The sequence below is a fragment of the Terriglobales bacterium genome (assembly GCA_035651655.1).
Classification (GTDB): Bacteria; Acidobacteriota; Terriglobia; order Terriglobales; family Acidobacteriaceae; genus DASRFG01.
Window position 1 is genome coordinate 60069 of sequence record DASRFG010000001.1, and the last position, 16091, is coordinate 76159.

Annotated in this window: 17 protein-coding genes and 1 tRNA gene; 14 read left to right on the plus strand and 4 right to left on the minus strand. The window is 56.0% G+C overall.

Annotated features, from left to right (window positions below):
* The first annotated feature begins 468 nt into the window (after window positions 1–468).
* The 4 genes from VFA76_00285 (at window position 469) to VFA76_00300 (ending at window position 3798) form a co-directional block, all read left to right on the plus strand.
* The gene (locus VFA76_00285; GenBank protein HZR30271.1) at window positions 469–1248 is read left to right on the plus strand and encodes an AAA family ATPase; all 780 of its coding nucleotides are present in this window, start codon (window positions 469–471) and stop codon (window positions 1246–1248) included.
* A gap of 632 nt (window positions 1249–1880) precedes the next feature.
* The gene (locus VFA76_00290) at window positions 1881–2825 is read left to right on the plus strand and encodes a VWA domain-containing protein (protein HZR30272.1); all 945 of its coding nucleotides are present in this window, start codon (window positions 1881–1883) and stop codon (window positions 2823–2825) included.
* Window positions 2826–2894: 69 nt separating this feature from the next.
* Window positions 2895–3164 carry a DUF2277 domain-containing protein gene (locus VFA76_00295; GenBank protein HZR30273.1) on the plus strand — a complete coding sequence of 90 codons (270 nt, stop codon included), beginning with the start codon at window positions 2895–2897 and terminating at the stop codon, window positions 3162–3164.
* Window positions 3165–3219: 55 nt separating this feature from the next.
* Window positions 3220–3798 (plus strand): Clp protease N-terminal domain-containing protein, encoded by a 579-nt coding sequence (locus VFA76_00300; GenBank protein ID HZR30274.1) that lies wholly within the window; start codon window positions 3220–3222, stop codon window positions 3796–3798.
* Between the two features lie 220 nt (window positions 3799–4018).
* Here VFA76_00300 and VFA76_00305 read toward each other — a convergent pair.
* A tRNA-Val gene (locus VFA76_00305) sits at window positions 4019–4095 on the minus strand.
* Window positions 4096–4191: 96 nt separating this feature from the next.
* On the opposite strand from VFA76_00305, the gene VFA76_00310 reads away from it, so the two are divergent.
* From VFA76_00310 to VFA76_00355, 10 genes are all read left to right on the plus strand, one after another.
* Complete coding sequence (locus VFA76_00310; protein ID HZR30275.1) at window positions 4192–4560, plus strand: hypothetical protein; 369 nt, start codon at window positions 4192–4194, stop codon at window positions 4558–4560.
* Window positions 4561–4574: 14 nt separating this feature from the next.
* The gene (locus VFA76_00315; GenBank protein ID HZR30276.1) at window positions 4575–5144 is read left to right on the plus strand and encodes a CDP-alcohol phosphatidyltransferase family protein; all 570 of its coding nucleotides are present in this window, start codon (window positions 4575–4577) and stop codon (window positions 5142–5144) included.
* A 111-nt stretch (window positions 5145–5255) separates the two neighbouring features.
* Window positions 5256–6740 (plus strand): cysteine--tRNA ligase, encoded by a 1485-nt coding sequence (gene cysS / locus VFA76_00320; protein HZR30277.1) that lies wholly within the window; start codon window positions 5256–5258, stop codon window positions 6738–6740.
* A 75-nt stretch (window positions 6741–6815) separates the two neighbouring features.
* Window positions 6816–7463: a superoxide dismutase gene (locus tag VFA76_00325; GenBank protein HZR30278.1), complete on the plus strand. Its 648-nt coding sequence runs from the start codon at window positions 6816–6818 to the stop codon at window positions 7461–7463.
* A gap of 269 nt (window positions 7464–7732) precedes the next feature.
* A complete protein-coding gene (locus VFA76_00330; protein ID HZR30279.1) occupies window positions 7733–8173 on the plus strand; it encodes a hypothetical protein in 441 nt (146 codons plus the stop codon).
* Between the two features lie 190 nt (window positions 8174–8363).
* Window positions 8364–8843, plus strand: coding sequence for a hypothetical protein (locus VFA76_00335; GenBank protein HZR30280.1), 480 nt, complete (start codon window positions 8364–8366; stop codon window positions 8841–8843).
* A 231-nt stretch (window positions 8844–9074) separates the two neighbouring features.
* Window positions 9075–12101, plus strand: a complete 3027-nt coding sequence (locus VFA76_00340; GenBank protein ID HZR30281.1) for a vitamin B12-dependent ribonucleotide reductase — start codon at window positions 9075–9077, stop codon at window positions 12099–12101.
* A gap of 630 nt (window positions 12102–12731) precedes the next feature.
* Entirely contained in the window at window positions 12732–13121 is a 390-nt protein-coding gene (locus VFA76_00345; GenBank protein HZR30282.1) for a DUF6632 domain-containing protein, read from the plus strand.
* 471 nt (window positions 13122–13592) lie between these two features.
* Window positions 13593–14000, plus strand: a complete 408-nt coding sequence (locus tag VFA76_00350; GenBank protein HZR30283.1) for a response regulator — start codon at window positions 13593–13595, stop codon at window positions 13998–14000.
* Between the two features lie 60 nt (window positions 14001–14060).
* Complete coding sequence (locus VFA76_00355; GenBank protein HZR30284.1) at window positions 14061–14420, plus strand: phage holin family protein; 360 nt, start codon at window positions 14061–14063, stop codon at window positions 14418–14420.
* Between the two features lie 31 nt (window positions 14421–14451).
* Here the strand turns inward: VFA76_00355 and VFA76_00360 are convergent, their stop codons facing one another.
* The 3 genes from VFA76_00360 to VFA76_00370 all read right to left on the minus strand — a co-directional run bounded on the left by VFA76_00360 (window position 14452) and on the right by VFA76_00370 (window position 16067).
* Window positions 14452–14862 carry a hypothetical protein gene (locus VFA76_00360; GenBank protein ID HZR30285.1) on the minus strand — a complete coding sequence of 137 codons (411 nt, stop codon included), beginning with the start codon at window positions 14860–14862 and terminating at the stop codon, window positions 14452–14454.
* 97 nt (window positions 14863–14959) lie between these two features.
* The gene (locus tag VFA76_00365) at window positions 14960–15379 is read right to left on the minus strand and encodes a hypothetical protein (protein ID HZR30286.1); all 420 of its coding nucleotides are present in this window, start codon (window positions 15377–15379) and stop codon (window positions 14960–14962) included.
* Complete coding sequence (locus VFA76_00370; GenBank protein HZR30287.1) at window positions 15363–16067, minus strand: thiamine phosphate synthase; 705 nt, start codon at window positions 16065–16067, stop codon at window positions 15363–15365. Before VFA76_00370 ends, VFA76_00365 begins: the two co-directional genes overlap by 17 nt.
* Window positions 16068–16091: the final 24 nt, after the last annotated feature.

Genomic DNA, 16091 nt, shown 5'->3' on the forward strand with positions numbered 1-16091 from the left:
AACTAAGTGGACGCCGAAGTAACGGTCAGCAATTATCGGTGCTTCTCTGACGCCCCGATACGTTTTGCTTTAAAAAACGGGCTACAGGCCTTTGTCGGGGTCAATAACTCCGGGAAATCTTGCCTGCTACGACTCTTTTACGGACTACGTAATATCTTTACAAATCTCAGCAGCAGTCAACGTGACGAATGTTTCCATCCGCAATGAGGGGAACGACGTGTTAGTGTCGAGAGCGGTATCGCCATCTCCCGTACCTCTTGTTGCGCTCAAGCCTGCTGCAGATCTCTTCTCTATTCTCACTAGAATGTTATATCTGGGCCCATTTCGGAATGCTGTCAACGTTGGCGGCAGTGGCGATTACTACGACATCCAAATCGGGCAGCCATTCATAATGAACTGGCGACGCTTAAAAACCGGCTACCAAAAGGAGCAAAGTGAATCGGGTCTGGCTTAATCCAATTCATCCTCGTGTTACTCAATTCGGCAATCAGGAAGCCAAGCTATATCCTCATCGACGAACCTGAGCTGAATCTGCATCCCTCCCTGCAAATTGACTTTCTGACGACGCTTGCGTCTTATGCAGAGCACGGGGTGCTGTTCGCTACACACAATTTGGGACTTGCTCGGGCTGTCTCGGACAGGGTCTATTCAGTACGACGCGTCGGGTCTGAGGGCCGGGAAGTCCGGGACTTTGCCGGAACGCCGGCACTGGCGGAGTTCTTGGGAGAGCTTGGCTTCAACGCGTATCAAGATCTCGGATTCGAAACCATCCTCTTGGTCGAAGGTCCAACGGACGTGACCTGCATTCAGCAACTTCTTCGTCTTTATCAAAAGGAGCACCAAATCGTGCTATTACAGCTCGGCGGAAGCTCCATGATTAATGGAGCGTGCGAAGCCCAGCTTTCGGAAATTAGCCGAATCTCTCAGCGCGTGTACGCTCTCATTGACAGCGAGCGTAGTCAAGCCGGAGAGCCGCTTGCCGCGGACAGGCAAGGCTTTACCGACCTATGCTCTAAGTTGAATATTCCATGTTGCGTTCTTGAGCGTGGCGCCATAGAAAACTATCTGTCAGAGCGCGCTATCAGAACTGTCAAGAATAGCGATAAGTATCGTGCCCTTGCCCCTTACCAAAAACTGAGGGATGTGGATCCAGCATGGGGAAAAAACGAGAACTGGAGAATCGCAAGACTGATGACGAAAGAGGATCTCGCCGACACCGACCTAAGAGTATTTTTGGACAAGTTGTAACGAGCTTGCTCTCGCAAATGACGGCAGGAACGATCAAAACTCGGGAGAATTGCCGCTGGCTTCGACTCGCCTGCAATAACCGTCTGAATGGGTTCAAGAAGGTAAGTGGTAGGCACGTGGGGACTCGAACCCCAGACCTCTACCGTGTCAATTTTGAGGTCACAAACCTAAAAACCTTTGCCCACCTACGTTTTCCGCAAAAACAGGCCCCCGAAGCGAACCTAAAATGCCGGGTTTTGATGGCGAATTGATGGCGAGTTTTGAACTTTCTTTACTACCCCATGGCTTGGGGTTTGCCGCAAAGCCACGCGTGGGTCGGGGAGAGAGGATTCGAACCTCCGACCTTCTGGTCCCGAAGATCGGCCCGGTTTATCAAGTTGTTGATTCGCTTAGCTCGGTTCTGCGTCGTTTTGCCGTTTGTTCGCTGGTTTTCGGCACTATTTGGACCCAAGTTGGACCCAAATTCTGACCCCCTGGTTTTCTGTTTGACCCCCTTTGATGGGAAAAGGGTAATGGGCGGTCGCATAAACTGAAGGAAGGCTTCGGTTCGGCTCTCTCGTCAGCACCTAACAGGGTGTCACATGAACGACGGGCTGAACAAGCGATTTTTGACAGAAGCGAGATAATGAGCCGTGGTCCAAAGCGTCTTGACTCTCCTATTCGTACTGGTGCTCTCGGCGTACGGTGTCGGGCAAGCCAGTTCGATTTCTGAAAACGACTACTGTGAATCGGCGATCGTCCCCTTGAGCGCCATCAGTGGTCGAAAGGTCATGCGGGATCTCCAGTCAGATGAGCTCGCGGTGAAAATCGGGGGACGTCCTGTTCCCATTAAATCGCTGACCTTCGATGAGCATCCACAGCGAGTGATCCTTTTTGTGGACACGAGTGGAAGCATGGCGACAGATTCATACCCCTCCGGTTCACGTTGGAGTTTCGCCCAACGTATCACCACTTTTGCTTTGGATACGATTCCACAAAATGCGTCAATCGCGTTGGTTACCTTCAATGAGAAAACGCAGCTAATTGGGTTTACCGGTCGAAAACAAATTGCTGCCGATATCACTGCTCTGAGTGATAAACAGGGAAAGGGTCGCACTGCGCTCTATGACGCTATACACGAGAGTGTGGCTTCACTCGGTGCCCCTAGGTTCGGGGACGCCGTTTATCTAGTTACCGATGGGGGTGACAACCACAGTCATGTGCAGTTCGGTCGCGTGCGGGACGAGCTAATTGCAAACCGAGTAAGAGCGTTCGTATTCCTAATTCGTGACACTGTTCCACAGAGCGAAGAGGAGTTTGCGGGTGTCACCCGGATGGAAGATCTAACTGTCAGAACGGGAGGATACCTCGTTTCTATTCCACGATTCGGGCTCGGCGATAAAGAACAAGCTCTACTCCAACAAGTAAAGAGTTTGATTACCGACCAGCTCCAAGGGGCGTACCGACTGCAACTTGGACTATCAACGCCCCTGGTAAACAGGCAGTCTCTGAAGGTCTCCTTAGCAAGAGATCAGAAGCAGAAACTGAAGAGTGTGTACCTTAACTATCCGCGTACTATCGGGCCTTGTTCGTTTTAGTAAATAGTTTTCGGTCCCGACAGTGTTCCCAGTCCATTTTGGCGTTCCGAGAGCTTGAGGTAACAGTAAATGTGCAGGAATATCAAGAAGCTTTTCAACTTTGATCCGCCCGTTGCTTCCGAGGAGATTCGAGCTGCTTCGCTTCAGTTCGTAAGAAAAATCAGCGGTTTTAACAAGCCGTCTAAGGCAAACGAAGGCTCATTCCTGGCCGCAGTTGATGAAATAGCCGAGATCTCGACTCGCCTTCTCAGCTCGCTCCAAACGAATGCGTCGCCGAGGAATCGAGAAGAAGAGGCCGCACGAGCGAAAGCTCGCGCCGCAGAGAGATTCGGCGTTTGATCTTCATTTCCACGCGCAAAGTGTGAGGGAAGGCGGCAAATGGCATAGGAGATGAATGCTGTTTCCAGCGCTACTCTTGCTGATCATTGTCGATGTGTGTTCATTCTGCATTCAACCCGTGCGAACGGCAGGTGTTCCGATGCTCGACAAATATTCGGTCCGAGCGCGGCATGTGATCTTTATTGCCCGCCTCGTGGCCGGACAACGCGGCGCAAAAGCTATTGGGGTGGACGATCTTATAATGGCTTTTCTCCTTGAAGATCAGGGAGATGCCAACAACATATTGTCAGGAATTTTGTCAGGAATTCCTGAGTTTCGCCGCCTTAAGTTTGAAAATCATCCGCGCTTTTTTGATTCGAATTTGGCCGTTGACTTACTTACTAAAATGCAAGGACTTCTCTCACGAAAGACGCCTATCTCTACAGCTATAGACCTCCCCTTTTCCCGACGTGCCGCTACTATGATGAGGGTGGCACGATCCTTCGCAGACAACTCTTTGAAGAAACAGGTTGAGCCATTACATCTCCTGGCCGCCGCTACTCAAGACCGATCGAGCCAAATCGCTCAAATCCTCAGAGAAACAGGAATCACTCAAGAGAGAGTCTTATCGGCAATCGGTCAGGCACCGAATTGAGCCCGAGATACAGCATCACGAGTCTCAACATTGATAATTTTGAGATCACAACACTAAAAACCTTTGCCCACCCATGCTTTTCCGCAAACTAGTACGTGGGAACACCGCTGAAACTTTCCGTTTGATGGCAAATGATGTCAGAAACGATCAAAACTCGGGAGAATTACCGCTGGCTTCGATTCGGCTGCAATGACCCTCTGAATGGATTCAAGAAGATAGATGGTAGGCACGTGGGGACTCGAACCCCAGACCTCTACCGTGTCAAGGTAGCGCTCTAACCAACTGAGCTACGCGCCTACGGGACTCGATTATTGTACTGGGCGAGCCTGCGCGCGGGCAACGAACTTGCGCGCCGCACTTGCAAAGCTGGCCAGCGGCAGGGAGAATTCCCTTGTGCTGCCGCAGAAACCCCACAAATCGCAAAACACTCCCGGCGCGGATTCAGTAGGCGAGGGACCATTCCAACCGGGAGTGATGGTGCTGGTCAGCCTGGGCGAGCCGCGGGAAAAATTCTGGGGAGTAGTCGTGGCACTCAGCCCGGCCGGTTTGAGCATCCGCGGAATTGATTTGCAGTCGTTTGATGATTCCGCGGCCATGGTCAAATCCGACGAACCGTTCACACCGACTTCGGTGTTTTTCCCTATGCACCGCGTGGAACGCATTGAGCTGGATACGAATTCCGGCGGTGTCCCATCATTAAGCGAGCGTTTCACTACGCGCACCGGGCGCGATCCTGCCAGTCTGTTTGGGGCTGGCGAGTGAGCAAAGGAGAAGATGTGAGGCGTCTGCTCACTGCACCCAACCAGCTCACCCTGATGCGCATGATGTTCCTGCCTTTCATCATTATTAGCCTGCTGGGGCGCAATTACGGCTGGGCATTAGGATTATTCGTCCTGGCCGGCTTCAGTGACGGGTTGGATGGCCTGCTGGCACGCCGCCTTCATCAGCAGACCATGCTCGGGCAGTACCTCGATCCGATCGCTGACAAACTGCTGCTCAGCAGCATGTTTCTGGTCCTCTCCATCCTGCACAAGATCCCGTGGAAATTTACCGTTTTAGTGTTCAGCCGCGACATTTCCATCTTGGTGGCAAGCGCGGTGTTATATGCCATAGTCGGATTGCGCGATTTCAGCCCCAGCATATTCGGCAAAGCCAACACCACGGCGCAGGTGGCGGCGGTCTTTTTTGTGATGTTGCAGGATGTCTATCCGGCAAGCTGGGTAGCGTATGCGCGCTTCTTTTTTCTGTGGGCCACGTTTGCCTTTACCATCATTTCCGCGGCCCATTACGTGCTGCTGGTGGGAGAGAGGCTGCACCGGATTGCTGCCGCAAGACCGCCCGCTTAATCGCGGCGAGCACTCGCGGATTTGACCCTTTTTCGCGCCCACCCCTAGAATCAAGCTTCTGCGGATTAAGATTCAGCGAATCGCGACTCTGCGCTCCAACGCACTTTCAATATGGCACTGCACCTTTTTAATACGCTTTCTGGCGCAATAGAGGAGTTTGCGCCGATGGAGGACCAGCTTATCCGCATGTACGCTTGCGGTCCCACGGTGTACGACTACGGCCACATCGGAAACTTCCGCACCTTCGTGGCGGTGGACGTGCTGCGCCGGTTTCTGCGGCAGAGCGGCTTCAAATTGCGCCATGTCATGAACATTACCGATGTGGAGGACAAGATCATCCGCAACGCTGCCGCTGCCGGGCTCAGCGTGCGCGAGTACACCGCCAAGTACGAACAGGCATTCCTGGAGGACATAGACAGCATCAACGTGGAACGGCCGGAGCTAGCGCGCGCCACCGATCACATTCCCGAGATGGCGAAGTTCATAGCCCAACTTGTGGACAAAGGATTCGCCTACCGTACGGACGATGGTTCTTATTACTTCCGCATAGCCAGGTTTCCCGGATACGGCAAACTGTCGAAGAAGGATTTTGCTGGAATCGAAGCTGGGGCGCGCGTGGACGTGGACGAATATGAAAAGGACAATGCGCGTGATTTTGCCTTGTGGAAGGCTCCCAAGCCGGGTGAAGCGCAGTGGCAGACGCAAATCGGCCCCGGCAGGCCAGGGTGGCACATCGAGTGCTCAGTGATGTCAATGAAGTTTCTGGGCGATACTTTCGATCTGCACGCCGGCGGTGAGGACTTGATTTTTCCCCACCACGAAAATGAAATCGCTCAGTCTGAGGCGCTCACCGGGAAGCCTTTCGTGCGTTTCTGGTTCCACGTGCGGTTTTTGCTGGTCGAAGGCGAGAAGATGTCGAAGAGTCTCGGCAACTTCTACACCCTGCGTGATCTGGTGCTCAAGGGCCATAAGCCCTCTTCGGTTCGCTTCCTGCTGGCATCAGGGCATTACCGCACCCAGCTGAATTTCACCTTCGCGGCGCTGAAACAGGCGGCAAACTCAGTGGAGCGGCTGCGCAATTTCCGGCTGCGTTTGCGGAGTGGACAGTTTCCCTCCGGCGCGAGCGGCAGCATGGCCCAGCTCGCCGACGAAACCATCAGCAAGATGCATTTAGCCCTCTCTGACGACCTCAACGCTCCCCAGGCACTCGCGGCAATATTCGAAATGGTGCGGCAAGCCAACGCAGCCGCCGATGCGGGCCAGCTTAGGGCCAGCGACGTTCCCGCGCTCGAGCAGGCGCTGGAAAAATTCGATGATATCTTTGCCGTGCTCAAGGATGACGATGCGGCGAAGATTCGGCGCATTCTCGATTGGGCAAAAACCGAAAACAAGCTGCAAGACGCAGCGCAAGAGCTGGTCGCCGGGGCGCGGTCCAACGGTCTACCCGACGAAGAGGTCAATCATTTGGTAGCCGAGCACGAACGGGCTCGCAAATCCCGGGACTTCGCCAGATCGGATGCCATTCGCACCCAGCTCGCCGAAGCCGGGATCCTGGTGGAGAACACCAAGCAGGGCGTGCGCTGGAAGCGGAAGTGACGCCGCACGAGCAGCTCTGTACTTTGTTAGAATCGGGAGTTTCTTATCCAGCATCTGAACTTACCGGAGGGAATCATGGCTCACGAAGTACCACCATTGCCGTATGACTACTCAGCCCTCGAACCCTATATTGACACTCAGACCATGCATTTGCACCACGACGCGCACCATGCCGCGTATGTGAAGAACCTCAATGCCGCTCTCGAGAAACACCCCGAATTGCAAAGCAAGTCCGCCGATGAACTCCTAAAGAACATCAACAGCGTGCCCGAAGATATCCGTACCGCGGTCCGCAATCACGGCGGCGGCCACGTCAACCACAGCATGTTCTGGAAGATCATGAAGCCCAAAGGCGGCGGTGAGCCCACGGGCAAGTTGGCCGACGAGATCAAAAAGACATTCGGCAACTTTGCCGACTTTAAAAAGCAATTCGAAGAGGCGGGGACTAAAGTCTTCGGAAGCGGCTGGGTATGGCTGGCTCGCGCTTCCAGCGGCAAGATTCAGATAGTCACCACTCCCAACCAGAATAGTCCGCTCTCTGATGGTCAGTTCCCGATCATGGGCAACGACGTGTGGGAGCACGCCTACTATCTGAAGTACCAGAACCGCCGGCCCGAGTACCTATCAGCCTGGTGGAACGTTGTGAACTGGGACGAGATCAACCAGCGCTTCGAACACAGCCAGCTTGGCGCCACCCGCGAACCAGCACTGGCCAGCCGCTGAGTTAGACCCGTTTTCTCCACGGGGGCGCACTCGGATTCTTTCCGTGGTGCGCCCTTTTTTGTTCGTACCTCCAGGTTTTTCTACCTGAAACTCGTGTCATCTGTGGGTGAGATCTACATACCCGGTGCATTTCCTGTGCGCTCGATGTGAATATTTTGCCGACACGATTTGTCTTCCACGCTCTTCTGCCACGCATTCTGAAAAATCCCTTTGTTTTTCCAGCTGCTTCCACCTTCTACTCTGCTTTTTATAGCGCTGGAACTCCATGCATGTCCTGGATAAAATTTTTTTCTGGTTGCACCTTCTTCGGGATTGACTCTCCACGATTTCTGGTACATTGCTCGCACTTGCTCGCGTCACGTCACTCACAAACTCAATCAGCCCTCACCCAGGATGACGAAGTGACTGAAACCGGCGCTACCGAATGGAAGGTTTATCGCACGCGCTTTCTTGTGCGTGCCCGCCAGCTCACCGACACTGTCACCGTCATTGATCCCACGGGTCGCGAGCAGATCGGATGCGAGGGCGACTACCTGGTGGAGTGTTCTGACGGTTCCCGACGCATCGCTCCGCGGCAGATTTTTGAAGATATCTATGTCGAGCTGGAAAATGCCGAACTGGCGCGCGCTTTTACTCTCTATCGGGGGCGCCGCGTTGACCGGGAGAGTACCGACCCTCGGCAGGTTCCTTTGTTTGGGATGACAGGATGACCAGGTACTTACCTGATGATTATTGACGCCGGGAATACCTCGACCGCATCTTATTGTGGAATATCGCTTTCAAATTCAGCCTCCAGTCGCACAACCAGCCTATTTGCAGTAAAATACCACATATAGCGGTTTATTATTGACAGGCCCTATTAGCAGCAGTACTGTTGCCATCCCAGATAGGTGATTGAGCATGGGCACTGATGCCATAACCGGAGCGATGGGCAGTTTGCCCCCGCAGACTCAACCGGGTTTGAACTGGTCACGCTGGTGCCGTTGCGAGTCCAGCTTCAGCCTGCTGCTGGTACCGTCTCGCGCCGGCATTTTTGCCGTAGGGGAAGAAGTTCTCGCGCCCGGCGAATCGGCTGCCACCGCCGGCAAGCGCTTGCTGGCCGTTCTGCTGTTCGAGCAAGCAAAGGACCTTTCCCGCGCGCTGAGCCGACTATTTACTCCGGCCAGCCCGATCTATGAACGCCTGGCGGGTGGCCGCTGCTTTGTGCGTTACACCGTAATTGAAGATTCCACGCGTCGCGAGGCTGCATGTGCTGCACTTCAAGAGTGGCTGGCAGCTTCCGCGGAAGCTGCGGCGCCGCCATCGAGTTCGCCTGCTGGCCCGGATCGGGAAACCAAGCGCGCAGAGGCGCCGCCTCCGTCGCTTCCCGCCGGCTTTTGAGGTTTAAAGTGGCTGGAATAAACGACATTTCCGTTCGGAGCGGAACTTGGGGTAGAGACGTAGCTTGCTACGTCTTCTTCCTTAGCAGGATCCAGCCCGTGAGGGCGGCATAGCTTTTAGCTTAGGGCGTAAGCCCTGGGTAGGGCCGAGTAAAGCAGTAAGCCCCGGAGGGGCGACACAACATCCCGCAGGCCGTAAGCCCTGCGGGCAAAAACGTAAGGAGAGCGCACGATGTCGAAGGTCACCGAACAAACCACCGCAGTCACACCATCAACTTCGACCAAGAAGAAAGCTCCGGGCCTGACGTTCCCGCGCTACTTCACCAAACCCGGCGTCTCTCCGTATGACGAGCTGGAATGGGAGCTCCGCACCGCCCAAATCACCGACGCTCAAGGCGGCGTCATCTTCGAACAGCAGAACGTCGAAGTCCCCAAAGATTGGTCAATGACCGCCACCAACATCGTGGCCTCCAAATATCTGCATGGCAAACTCGGCACCCCCGAGCGCGAGACCGGCGTCCGCCAACTCGTCGCCCGCGTCGCCGAAACCATTCGCGACTGGGGTATGGCCGACGGCTACTTCCGCTCCGCCGAAGACGCTGCCACCTTTCACGACGAACTCGCGTTCCTGCTGCTTCGTCAGTATGCCGCCTTCAACTCGCCAGTGTGGTTCAACGTCGGCTGCGATCGCATCGAGCCCAACTCCGACGCCCAAAACTGGCACTGGAACCACGACGCCCAGCGCGTCGAATTCGGCGTCACCGGCTACAGGACACCGCAATGCTCCGCCTGCTTCATCAACTCGGTAAAAGATTCGCTCGATTCCATTCTCACGCTCGCGAAAACCGAAGGCATGCTCTTTAAGTGGGGGTCCGGCACCGGCACCAATCTGTCGCCGCTGCGTTCTTCCACCGAATGCCTCTCTGGCGGCGGCACCGCCAGCGGTCCGCTCAGCTTCATGAAAGGATTTGACGCCTTCGCCGGCGTCATCAAGTCCGGCGGCAAGACCCGTCGTGCCGCCAAGATGGTCATCCTCAACATCGACCACCCGGACATCGTTGACTTCATCGAGTGCAAGGCCAAAGAGGAAGCCAAGGCTCACGCCCTCATCCAGTCCGGCTACGACGGCTCTTCGCCTGATTCCGACGCCTACAGCTCCATCTTTTTCCAGAATGCCAACAATTCCGTGCGCGTCACCGACGACTTCATGTACGCCGTCACTCGCGACACCGAGTTCTCCACTAAGTCCATCGTGGACGGCCGCGTCATCAACACCTACAAGGCGCCCGAGCTGCTGCGCAAAATCGCCGACGCCACCTGGCACTGCGGCGATCCCGGCATGCAGTTCGATACCACCATCAACCGCTGGCACACTTCCAAGAACACGGCGCGCATCAACGCCTCCAACCCCTGCTCGGAGTACATGTTCCTCGACGACTCGGCCTGCAACCTGGCCAGCCTGAACCTGCTGAAGTTCGCGCCCAGCGGCGCTTTCGACATCGAGGCCTATCGCCGGGCCGTGGACGTGATCATCACCGCGCAGGAAATCATCGTGGACAACGCCGGCTACCCGACCGAGTCCATCATGCGCAATTCGCATGACTATCGCCCGCTCGGCCTGGGCTACGCCAACCTGGGCGCGCTGCTCATGGCCTCCGGCCTGCCTTACGATTCCGACGCTGGCCGCGACTATGCCGCCTGCGTCACCGCCATCATGTGCGGCGAAGCTTATCTGCAGTCATCGCGCATCGCCGAGCTTGCCCAGCCGCTCTCACCTGCCAGCAAGCCAGTTGAAGAACGGCTTGGCGTGAGCTCCGCCGATAACATGCCAGGCGCCGCATGCCCCGGCTGGTACATCAATCGCGAGCCCTTCCTGGACGTGATCCGCATGCACCGCGCATCGGTAAATAATATTGGTTCTTCCTCCGTGAACTCTGTGGTTAAAAACTCACAGCTGCCGGACTTGACCGCCGCCTCCAAGCAGGTCTGGGACGAAGCCCTCGCCCACGGCGAAAAGTTCGGCTATCGCAACTCCCAGGTCACCGTGCTCGCGCCCACCGGCACCATCGGCTTCATGATGGATTGCGACACCACCGGCGTCGAGCCCGACCTCGCCCTGGTGAAATACAAAAAGCTGGTCGGCGGCGGGATGATCAAGATCGTCAACAACACCGTGCCCGCGGCGCTCTTCAAGCTCGCCTACAACCACGACCAGGCCAACGCCATCGTCAGCTACATTGACGCTACCGGCACCATCGAAGGCGCGCCCAATCTCAAGGACGAGCACCTGCCCGTCTTCGATTGCTCCTTCAAACCGGCCAAAGGTACTCGCTCCATCCACTACATGGGACACCTAAAGATGATGGCCGCCGTTCAGCCCTTCATCTCCGGCGCGATCTCCAAGACCGTGAACCTGCCCGAGTCGGCCACAGTTGAAGACATCATGGAAGCCTACATTCAGTCCTGGAAGCAGGGACTGAAAGCGGTTGCCATCTACCGCGACGGCTGCAAGAAGTCCCAGCCGCTCTCCGCCGCCGGCACTGCTACGGCTACATCAAAGAAAGACGACAAATCCTCTGTGACCTCTGTGGCTTCTGTGGTTGAAGAGGATTTGAACGCTCCACCTCGCGCCGTCCGCCACAAACTCCGTGACGAGCGCGCCTCCATCACCCACAAATTCAACATCGCCGGACACGAGGGCTACATCACGGTCGGTCTCTATCCCAACGGCACCCCGGGCGAAATTTTCATCACCATGGCCAAGGAAGGCTCCACCGTCTCCGGCCTGATGGATAGCTTTGCCCTTGCCGTCTCCATCGCGCTGCAACACGGCGTGCCGCTCAAGCTGCTGTGCGAAAAATTCGAGCACACCCGCTTCGAGCCTAGCGGCTGGTCCAACAATCCCGAGCTCGGCTTCGCCAAGTCCATCATGGATTACATCTTCCGCTGGCTGCGCCTGCGCTTCCTCACCGGCCAGCAGCAGATGCTGTTCGAGAACTTCCGCGTCCGGCCGGCCGAACTGCCGGGTGGCCAAACTGGCGCCGCTGACGAATCCGGTCTCGGCGACTCAGCGCTCGACTCGAAACTTGAAGCTCGCAACTCGAAACCAGCCGCCGGTAAGTTCCATGCCGCCGATGCGATGGCAGAGCTTGTGGACTTGGGCGACGCGCCTTCGTGCCACGTCTGCGGCTCGATCATGGTGAGGAACGGCAGTTGCTATCGCTGCATGAGCTGCGGCAGTACGAGTGGCTGCAGCTGATTTGGATTTACTGAGTACTAGCAACTGAGTACTGACAACTGGCTTTAGCTTTGGCAGGGCGTGTGCGGGGCTCCAACCCCCCCCACCCCCTGCCCATCTTTAGAATCACGCGTTTGACCTATGTTTTTCCGCCAGGTCCATCAATGCAGGACGGTTAGAGGAAAAATCCTAGATTCCGAAGCACTTAGCCGCTGGCTTTCTTCAAGTTCCTCAAGCTTCGTTCCGAAAACAGAGCACAGATCGAGTGTGTGAGAAGGTTGAGGTGTATCAGTCAAGAAAAAATCGGGTCGGGATGTGAGAGGTTGCCATTTAAAACTGGCCTTTTACGCAGGCGAGTGGGTCAACAGCCGCTAGCAACTCCCCGAGGCTGTTCCAAATTCCGGAACTACCCCGTCACAAGATGTTGTGACGTCACAATTCTCCAGTGACGCCCAAACACGCCCGAATTCCGGATTCTGGAACAAGACCATCTCAAGCACAGAGCCGCTCTTTGCGTCGCTTGATATCCGTGTGAACCATTTGCCGCTCATTGACTTGCACTACAACCAGTCCTAACATTCCAGCCGAATGGTCGGCCAGGCCAATTGCACACCGGCAATGCTGGACGGCGGGATTCAGCAGGAGGGCGTCATGAATCGCATGCGGGCGCTGAAGGTCGTATTGATAGTAGTGGGATTGCTCTTTACGGCTGGCATTTATCCCTTGGTGGGATCTATACGGGATACCTGGCAAACGAACAAGGAATCTGCCGAGCCGATGTTTATAAGCCTGTATGTGGCGCTGGGGATTTTCTTGCTGCTGGCGGCGCGTAATCCTTGGGCGAATCGCAGCCTGATCGCTTATGCAGGGTGGGCGAACCTTGCTCACGCCGCGGTAATGGCGGTAATGGCGATCCACATTACGAGTGAACGCAAAGGTTTGCTGATCGCCGCGACTGTGTTTAGTGCGATCGGTGTGGCCCTGCTCGCGCTGGCGCCGGCAAAGCAGCCAGGAGAGCGAGCATCGGCAGTCGGCGCCTAGGCTCGCATCAAACTTTCACCGTAAAGGACACGAAGGAACACCAAGCTTAGGCATAAATCTTTCCTTGCCCTCTGTGTTCTCTGTGGTAAAAATTCTTAGCTCCGTCGCTCGCTCACGAAAGTTGATCGAGTAGTCAATGTGCAAACTCCTGCATCACTGTCGCGGCAAGGCGGGAGCAGCATCTCTGCTGGCTCCAAATGCCTGCAAGCCGACAAAACTTCTTGTGAAGCTTGAAGGTATTAAGAGCGACGAAAATTTTTCCTCAGGAAAATTCCTATTGGCTTGAGCGATACTTTACAAACCTTCTCGACTGAGAATAGGATGCGTTCACTGCAGAATTCTTGGTCCTTCTGAGTACGCCGTCAGAGACTCTCAGAGAACCCAGGCTATTCCAAAGCGCGCGGGGATGTCATGGATGTTGCGCGCCCCAAGTTGACACGCGGTACCAGCACCCGCAATTTTTGGTGAGAGATGAAACCCAAACGAACCATTCTTTGCGTTGACGATAACGAACAATCACTTTCCATCCGCAAGGTCATGCTGGAAACTCGCGGATATCGCGTGATCGCCTGCAACAACGCGCAAGATGCGCTGGAGGCATTCCGCAAAGGCAGCGTGGACCTAGTGCTAACCGACCTGATCATGCCGGGGGTGGACGGCACCCGCCTGATTGACGAGATCAAGGCCATCTCTCCTACTACTCCAGCAGTGCTCTTCTCGGGGAAAATCAAGATTTACGATCGCGACACCCGCGCCGACGTCTTTCTGCCCAAGGGCATGTATGCCCCCGCCGAATTGCTGGAGCGGATTCGGCTGCTGCTGGTGCGCAAACGCGGTCCCAAGCGCAACGTGCAGCCACCTGCCAAGCTCGCGGGCTGACCCGCTGCTGCTAAATTCAGCGCCACTTGCATCGCGCCCCTGCGGAGCGGATAATTCGTCATGCTCCGGCTGGCGATCAATTGGATCCTGAGCGCGCTGGCGCTGCTGATTGTCGCGCGCGTGATTCCAGGCTTCGAGGTCAGCGGATTTCGCACCGCGCTGATAGCCGCCCTCGTCATCGGACTGGTGAACGCTACGCTGGGGCTTTTCCTCAAGATCATCACCTTCCCGCTCACAATTCTGACGCTCGGCGTTTTCTGGTTTGTGATCAATGCCTTGATGCTGGAGTTGGTCTCGGGCCATCTGCGCGGCTTTGAGGTACATGGATTCTGGCCCGCGTTTTTCGGGGCGATCGTGCTTTCTCTGGTCAATATGATTTTGCGGTGGCTGGTGCGCCCACCAGTGGAACGCGAACTCTAGGGGTCTATTCGTGGGCTGACACGAGAAACCTCTAACGATTATCGCCGAACTCCCATCCTCTGATGTTCGAAATGTGCTCAAGATAACCATTGTAGGCGGACACCCCTTCCGGCGGAGCGTGGTAGGTCCCGGCGAGGGTTATGTACTTGCCAACTAAACCCTTAACAGCGGATTCCTCGATCCTGACATCGACCGAATTCGAGACGATGAAGTTACGGGCGTCAACCTCGGACACATATAGACCCAGCGCCCGGTCAAGACCATTGTTAGCAAGATATCCTGTCAGACCCAATCGGCGACCGTCGAAGCTGCTGGGGTTGGCGATCAGACGAATAAGGCTGAGACCTGTTGGTTTGTCCTCGGACGCAGTTAGCCTCGATGCCCCCATAAAGGAGTAACCCAGCGAAGCACTCAACGCCGCAACGAGTTCTCTACGGTTCATGGCTTTCAGCTCCTACGGGCATATTGGAATGGTCGTTCCGGTGCCGACTGGACTCCCACTGACAAATGCCTGACAGTTGGGCCTGGGTAGTAGATAATCACGCGCCCCCAAATTTTCGTTGGCGCGACCAGAAGAGGTCTATGGGCAACGCCAGTCCCAGCACCAGCAAACTCATTCCGATGATTTGAGGAAAAACGGTCTCGCTCATGAAGCCGAAGCGGCGCGCGTCCACAAACATTACCGGCACGCCATAGAAGGCCGCCAGGTTTGCCACCCAGGCCCAACGCTCGCCGCGCTGATAGGCATTCACCGTCAGCAGCACTCCCATCAGCACCAGTCCGGCGTTGGCCAGCGCGCCTGCCAGCAGGTGCCGTCCGACCGACGTATTCAAATCAATTCCGCGGCGCATGATGGCCACGCTGACCATAAACAGTCCGAGATAGGCGATCAGCATTACCTTCCAGGCAATGCGTAACCGCCAGTGTCGCGCGACAGGTGCTTCAGTTGCTGCTGCCAAATGCACGGAGTTTCTCCACGACGGTCGAAATATCGTTTTGTTGGAATAATCGAATGGCGGCGATCCCGGCTGCTCCTGCTTCCAGACAACGTTTAGCATTGGCCAGAGTGATGCCCCCGACCGCGAGCACAGGCATGCGGCCTGCGGGCACGGGTGCTTCGAGTCCAGGCGCGGGAATTTTGCCACATGCCGCGCGCAGCGGCGCGACGCCTACACCCTTTACAGCAGACTTCGCTTCTCTTTTGTCGGCGGCCACTTTGCCAAAGATCGGGCCGAAGAGCGCGAACTCGGCGCCGTGCGATTCAGCCAGACGAACCTCGGAGACCGAGTGGCAGGAAACTCCGATCAGCGGCCGATTCTGTCCTGCTTTGCAAAACACAACTCGCGCCTCGCTGGCGGAGATATCGTCGGAACGCAGATGGACCCCATGGGCGCCGACCGCAAGGGCCACGTCCGTCCGCGAGTTGATCAGCAGCCGGGTGCGGGTGGACGAGGAGGCTGCGCGAATTGTCTCCAGCGCCTCACGCGCGAGGGACACAAGATCGCGCGCAGAAACGTCTTTTTCGCGAAGCTGAATCATGTCCACTCCGCAAGCCGCCGCGGCCGCAATTCTATCCAACAGCCTGGCGCGCTGCTCCGCGTCAGGACCGGGAAAGCCGGTACGATCGGTAATGTAACAGAGGAGCAAAGGGCACAGCCTAGCACACGCCGC

What these genes read in the sequence shown, in the direction of transcription:
- VFA76_00325 (HZR30278.1), top strand. Translation starts at nt 6,816, where the DNA reads ATGGCTCACGAAGTACCACCATTGCCGTATGACTACTCAGCCCTCGAA.
- VFA76_00335 (HZR30280.1), top strand. Translation starts at nt 8,364, where the DNA reads ATGGGCACTGATGCCATAACCGGAGCGATGGGCAGTTTGCCCCCGCAG.
- VFA76_00355 (HZR30284.1), top strand. Translation starts at nt 14,061, where the DNA reads ATGCTCCGGCTGGCGATCAATTGGATCCTGAGCGCGCTGGCGCTGCTG.
- VFA76_00345 (HZR30282.1), top strand. Translation starts at nt 12,732, where the DNA reads ATGAATCGCATGCGGGCGCTGAAGGTCGTATTGATAGTAGTGGGATTG.
- cysS (HZR30277.1), top strand. Translation starts at nt 5,256, where the DNA reads ATGGCACTGCACCTTTTTAATACGCTTTCTGGCGCAATAGAGGAGTTT.
- VFA76_00295 (HZR30273.1), top strand. Translation starts at nt 2,895, where the DNA reads ATGTGCAGGAATATCAAGAAGCTTTTCAACTTTGATCCGCCCGTTGCT.
- VFA76_00300 (HZR30274.1), top strand. Translation starts at nt 3,220, where the DNA reads ATGCTGTTTCCAGCGCTACTCTTGCTGATCATTGTCGATGTGTGTTCA.
- VFA76_00360 (HZR30285.1), bottom strand. Translation starts at nt 14,862, where the DNA reads ATGAACCGTAGAGAACTCGTTGCGGCGTTGAGTGCTTCGCTGGGTTAC.
- VFA76_00340 (HZR30281.1), top strand. Translation starts at nt 9,075, where the DNA reads ATGTCGAAGGTCACCGAACAAACCACCGCAGTCACACCATCAACTTCG.
- VFA76_00350 (HZR30283.1), top strand. Translation starts at nt 13,593, where the DNA reads ATGAAACCCAAACGAACCATTCTTTGCGTTGACGATAACGAACAATCA.
- VFA76_00330 (HZR30279.1), top strand. Translation starts at nt 7,733, where the DNA reads ATGTCCTGGATAAAATTTTTTTCTGGTTGCACCTTCTTCGGGATTGAC.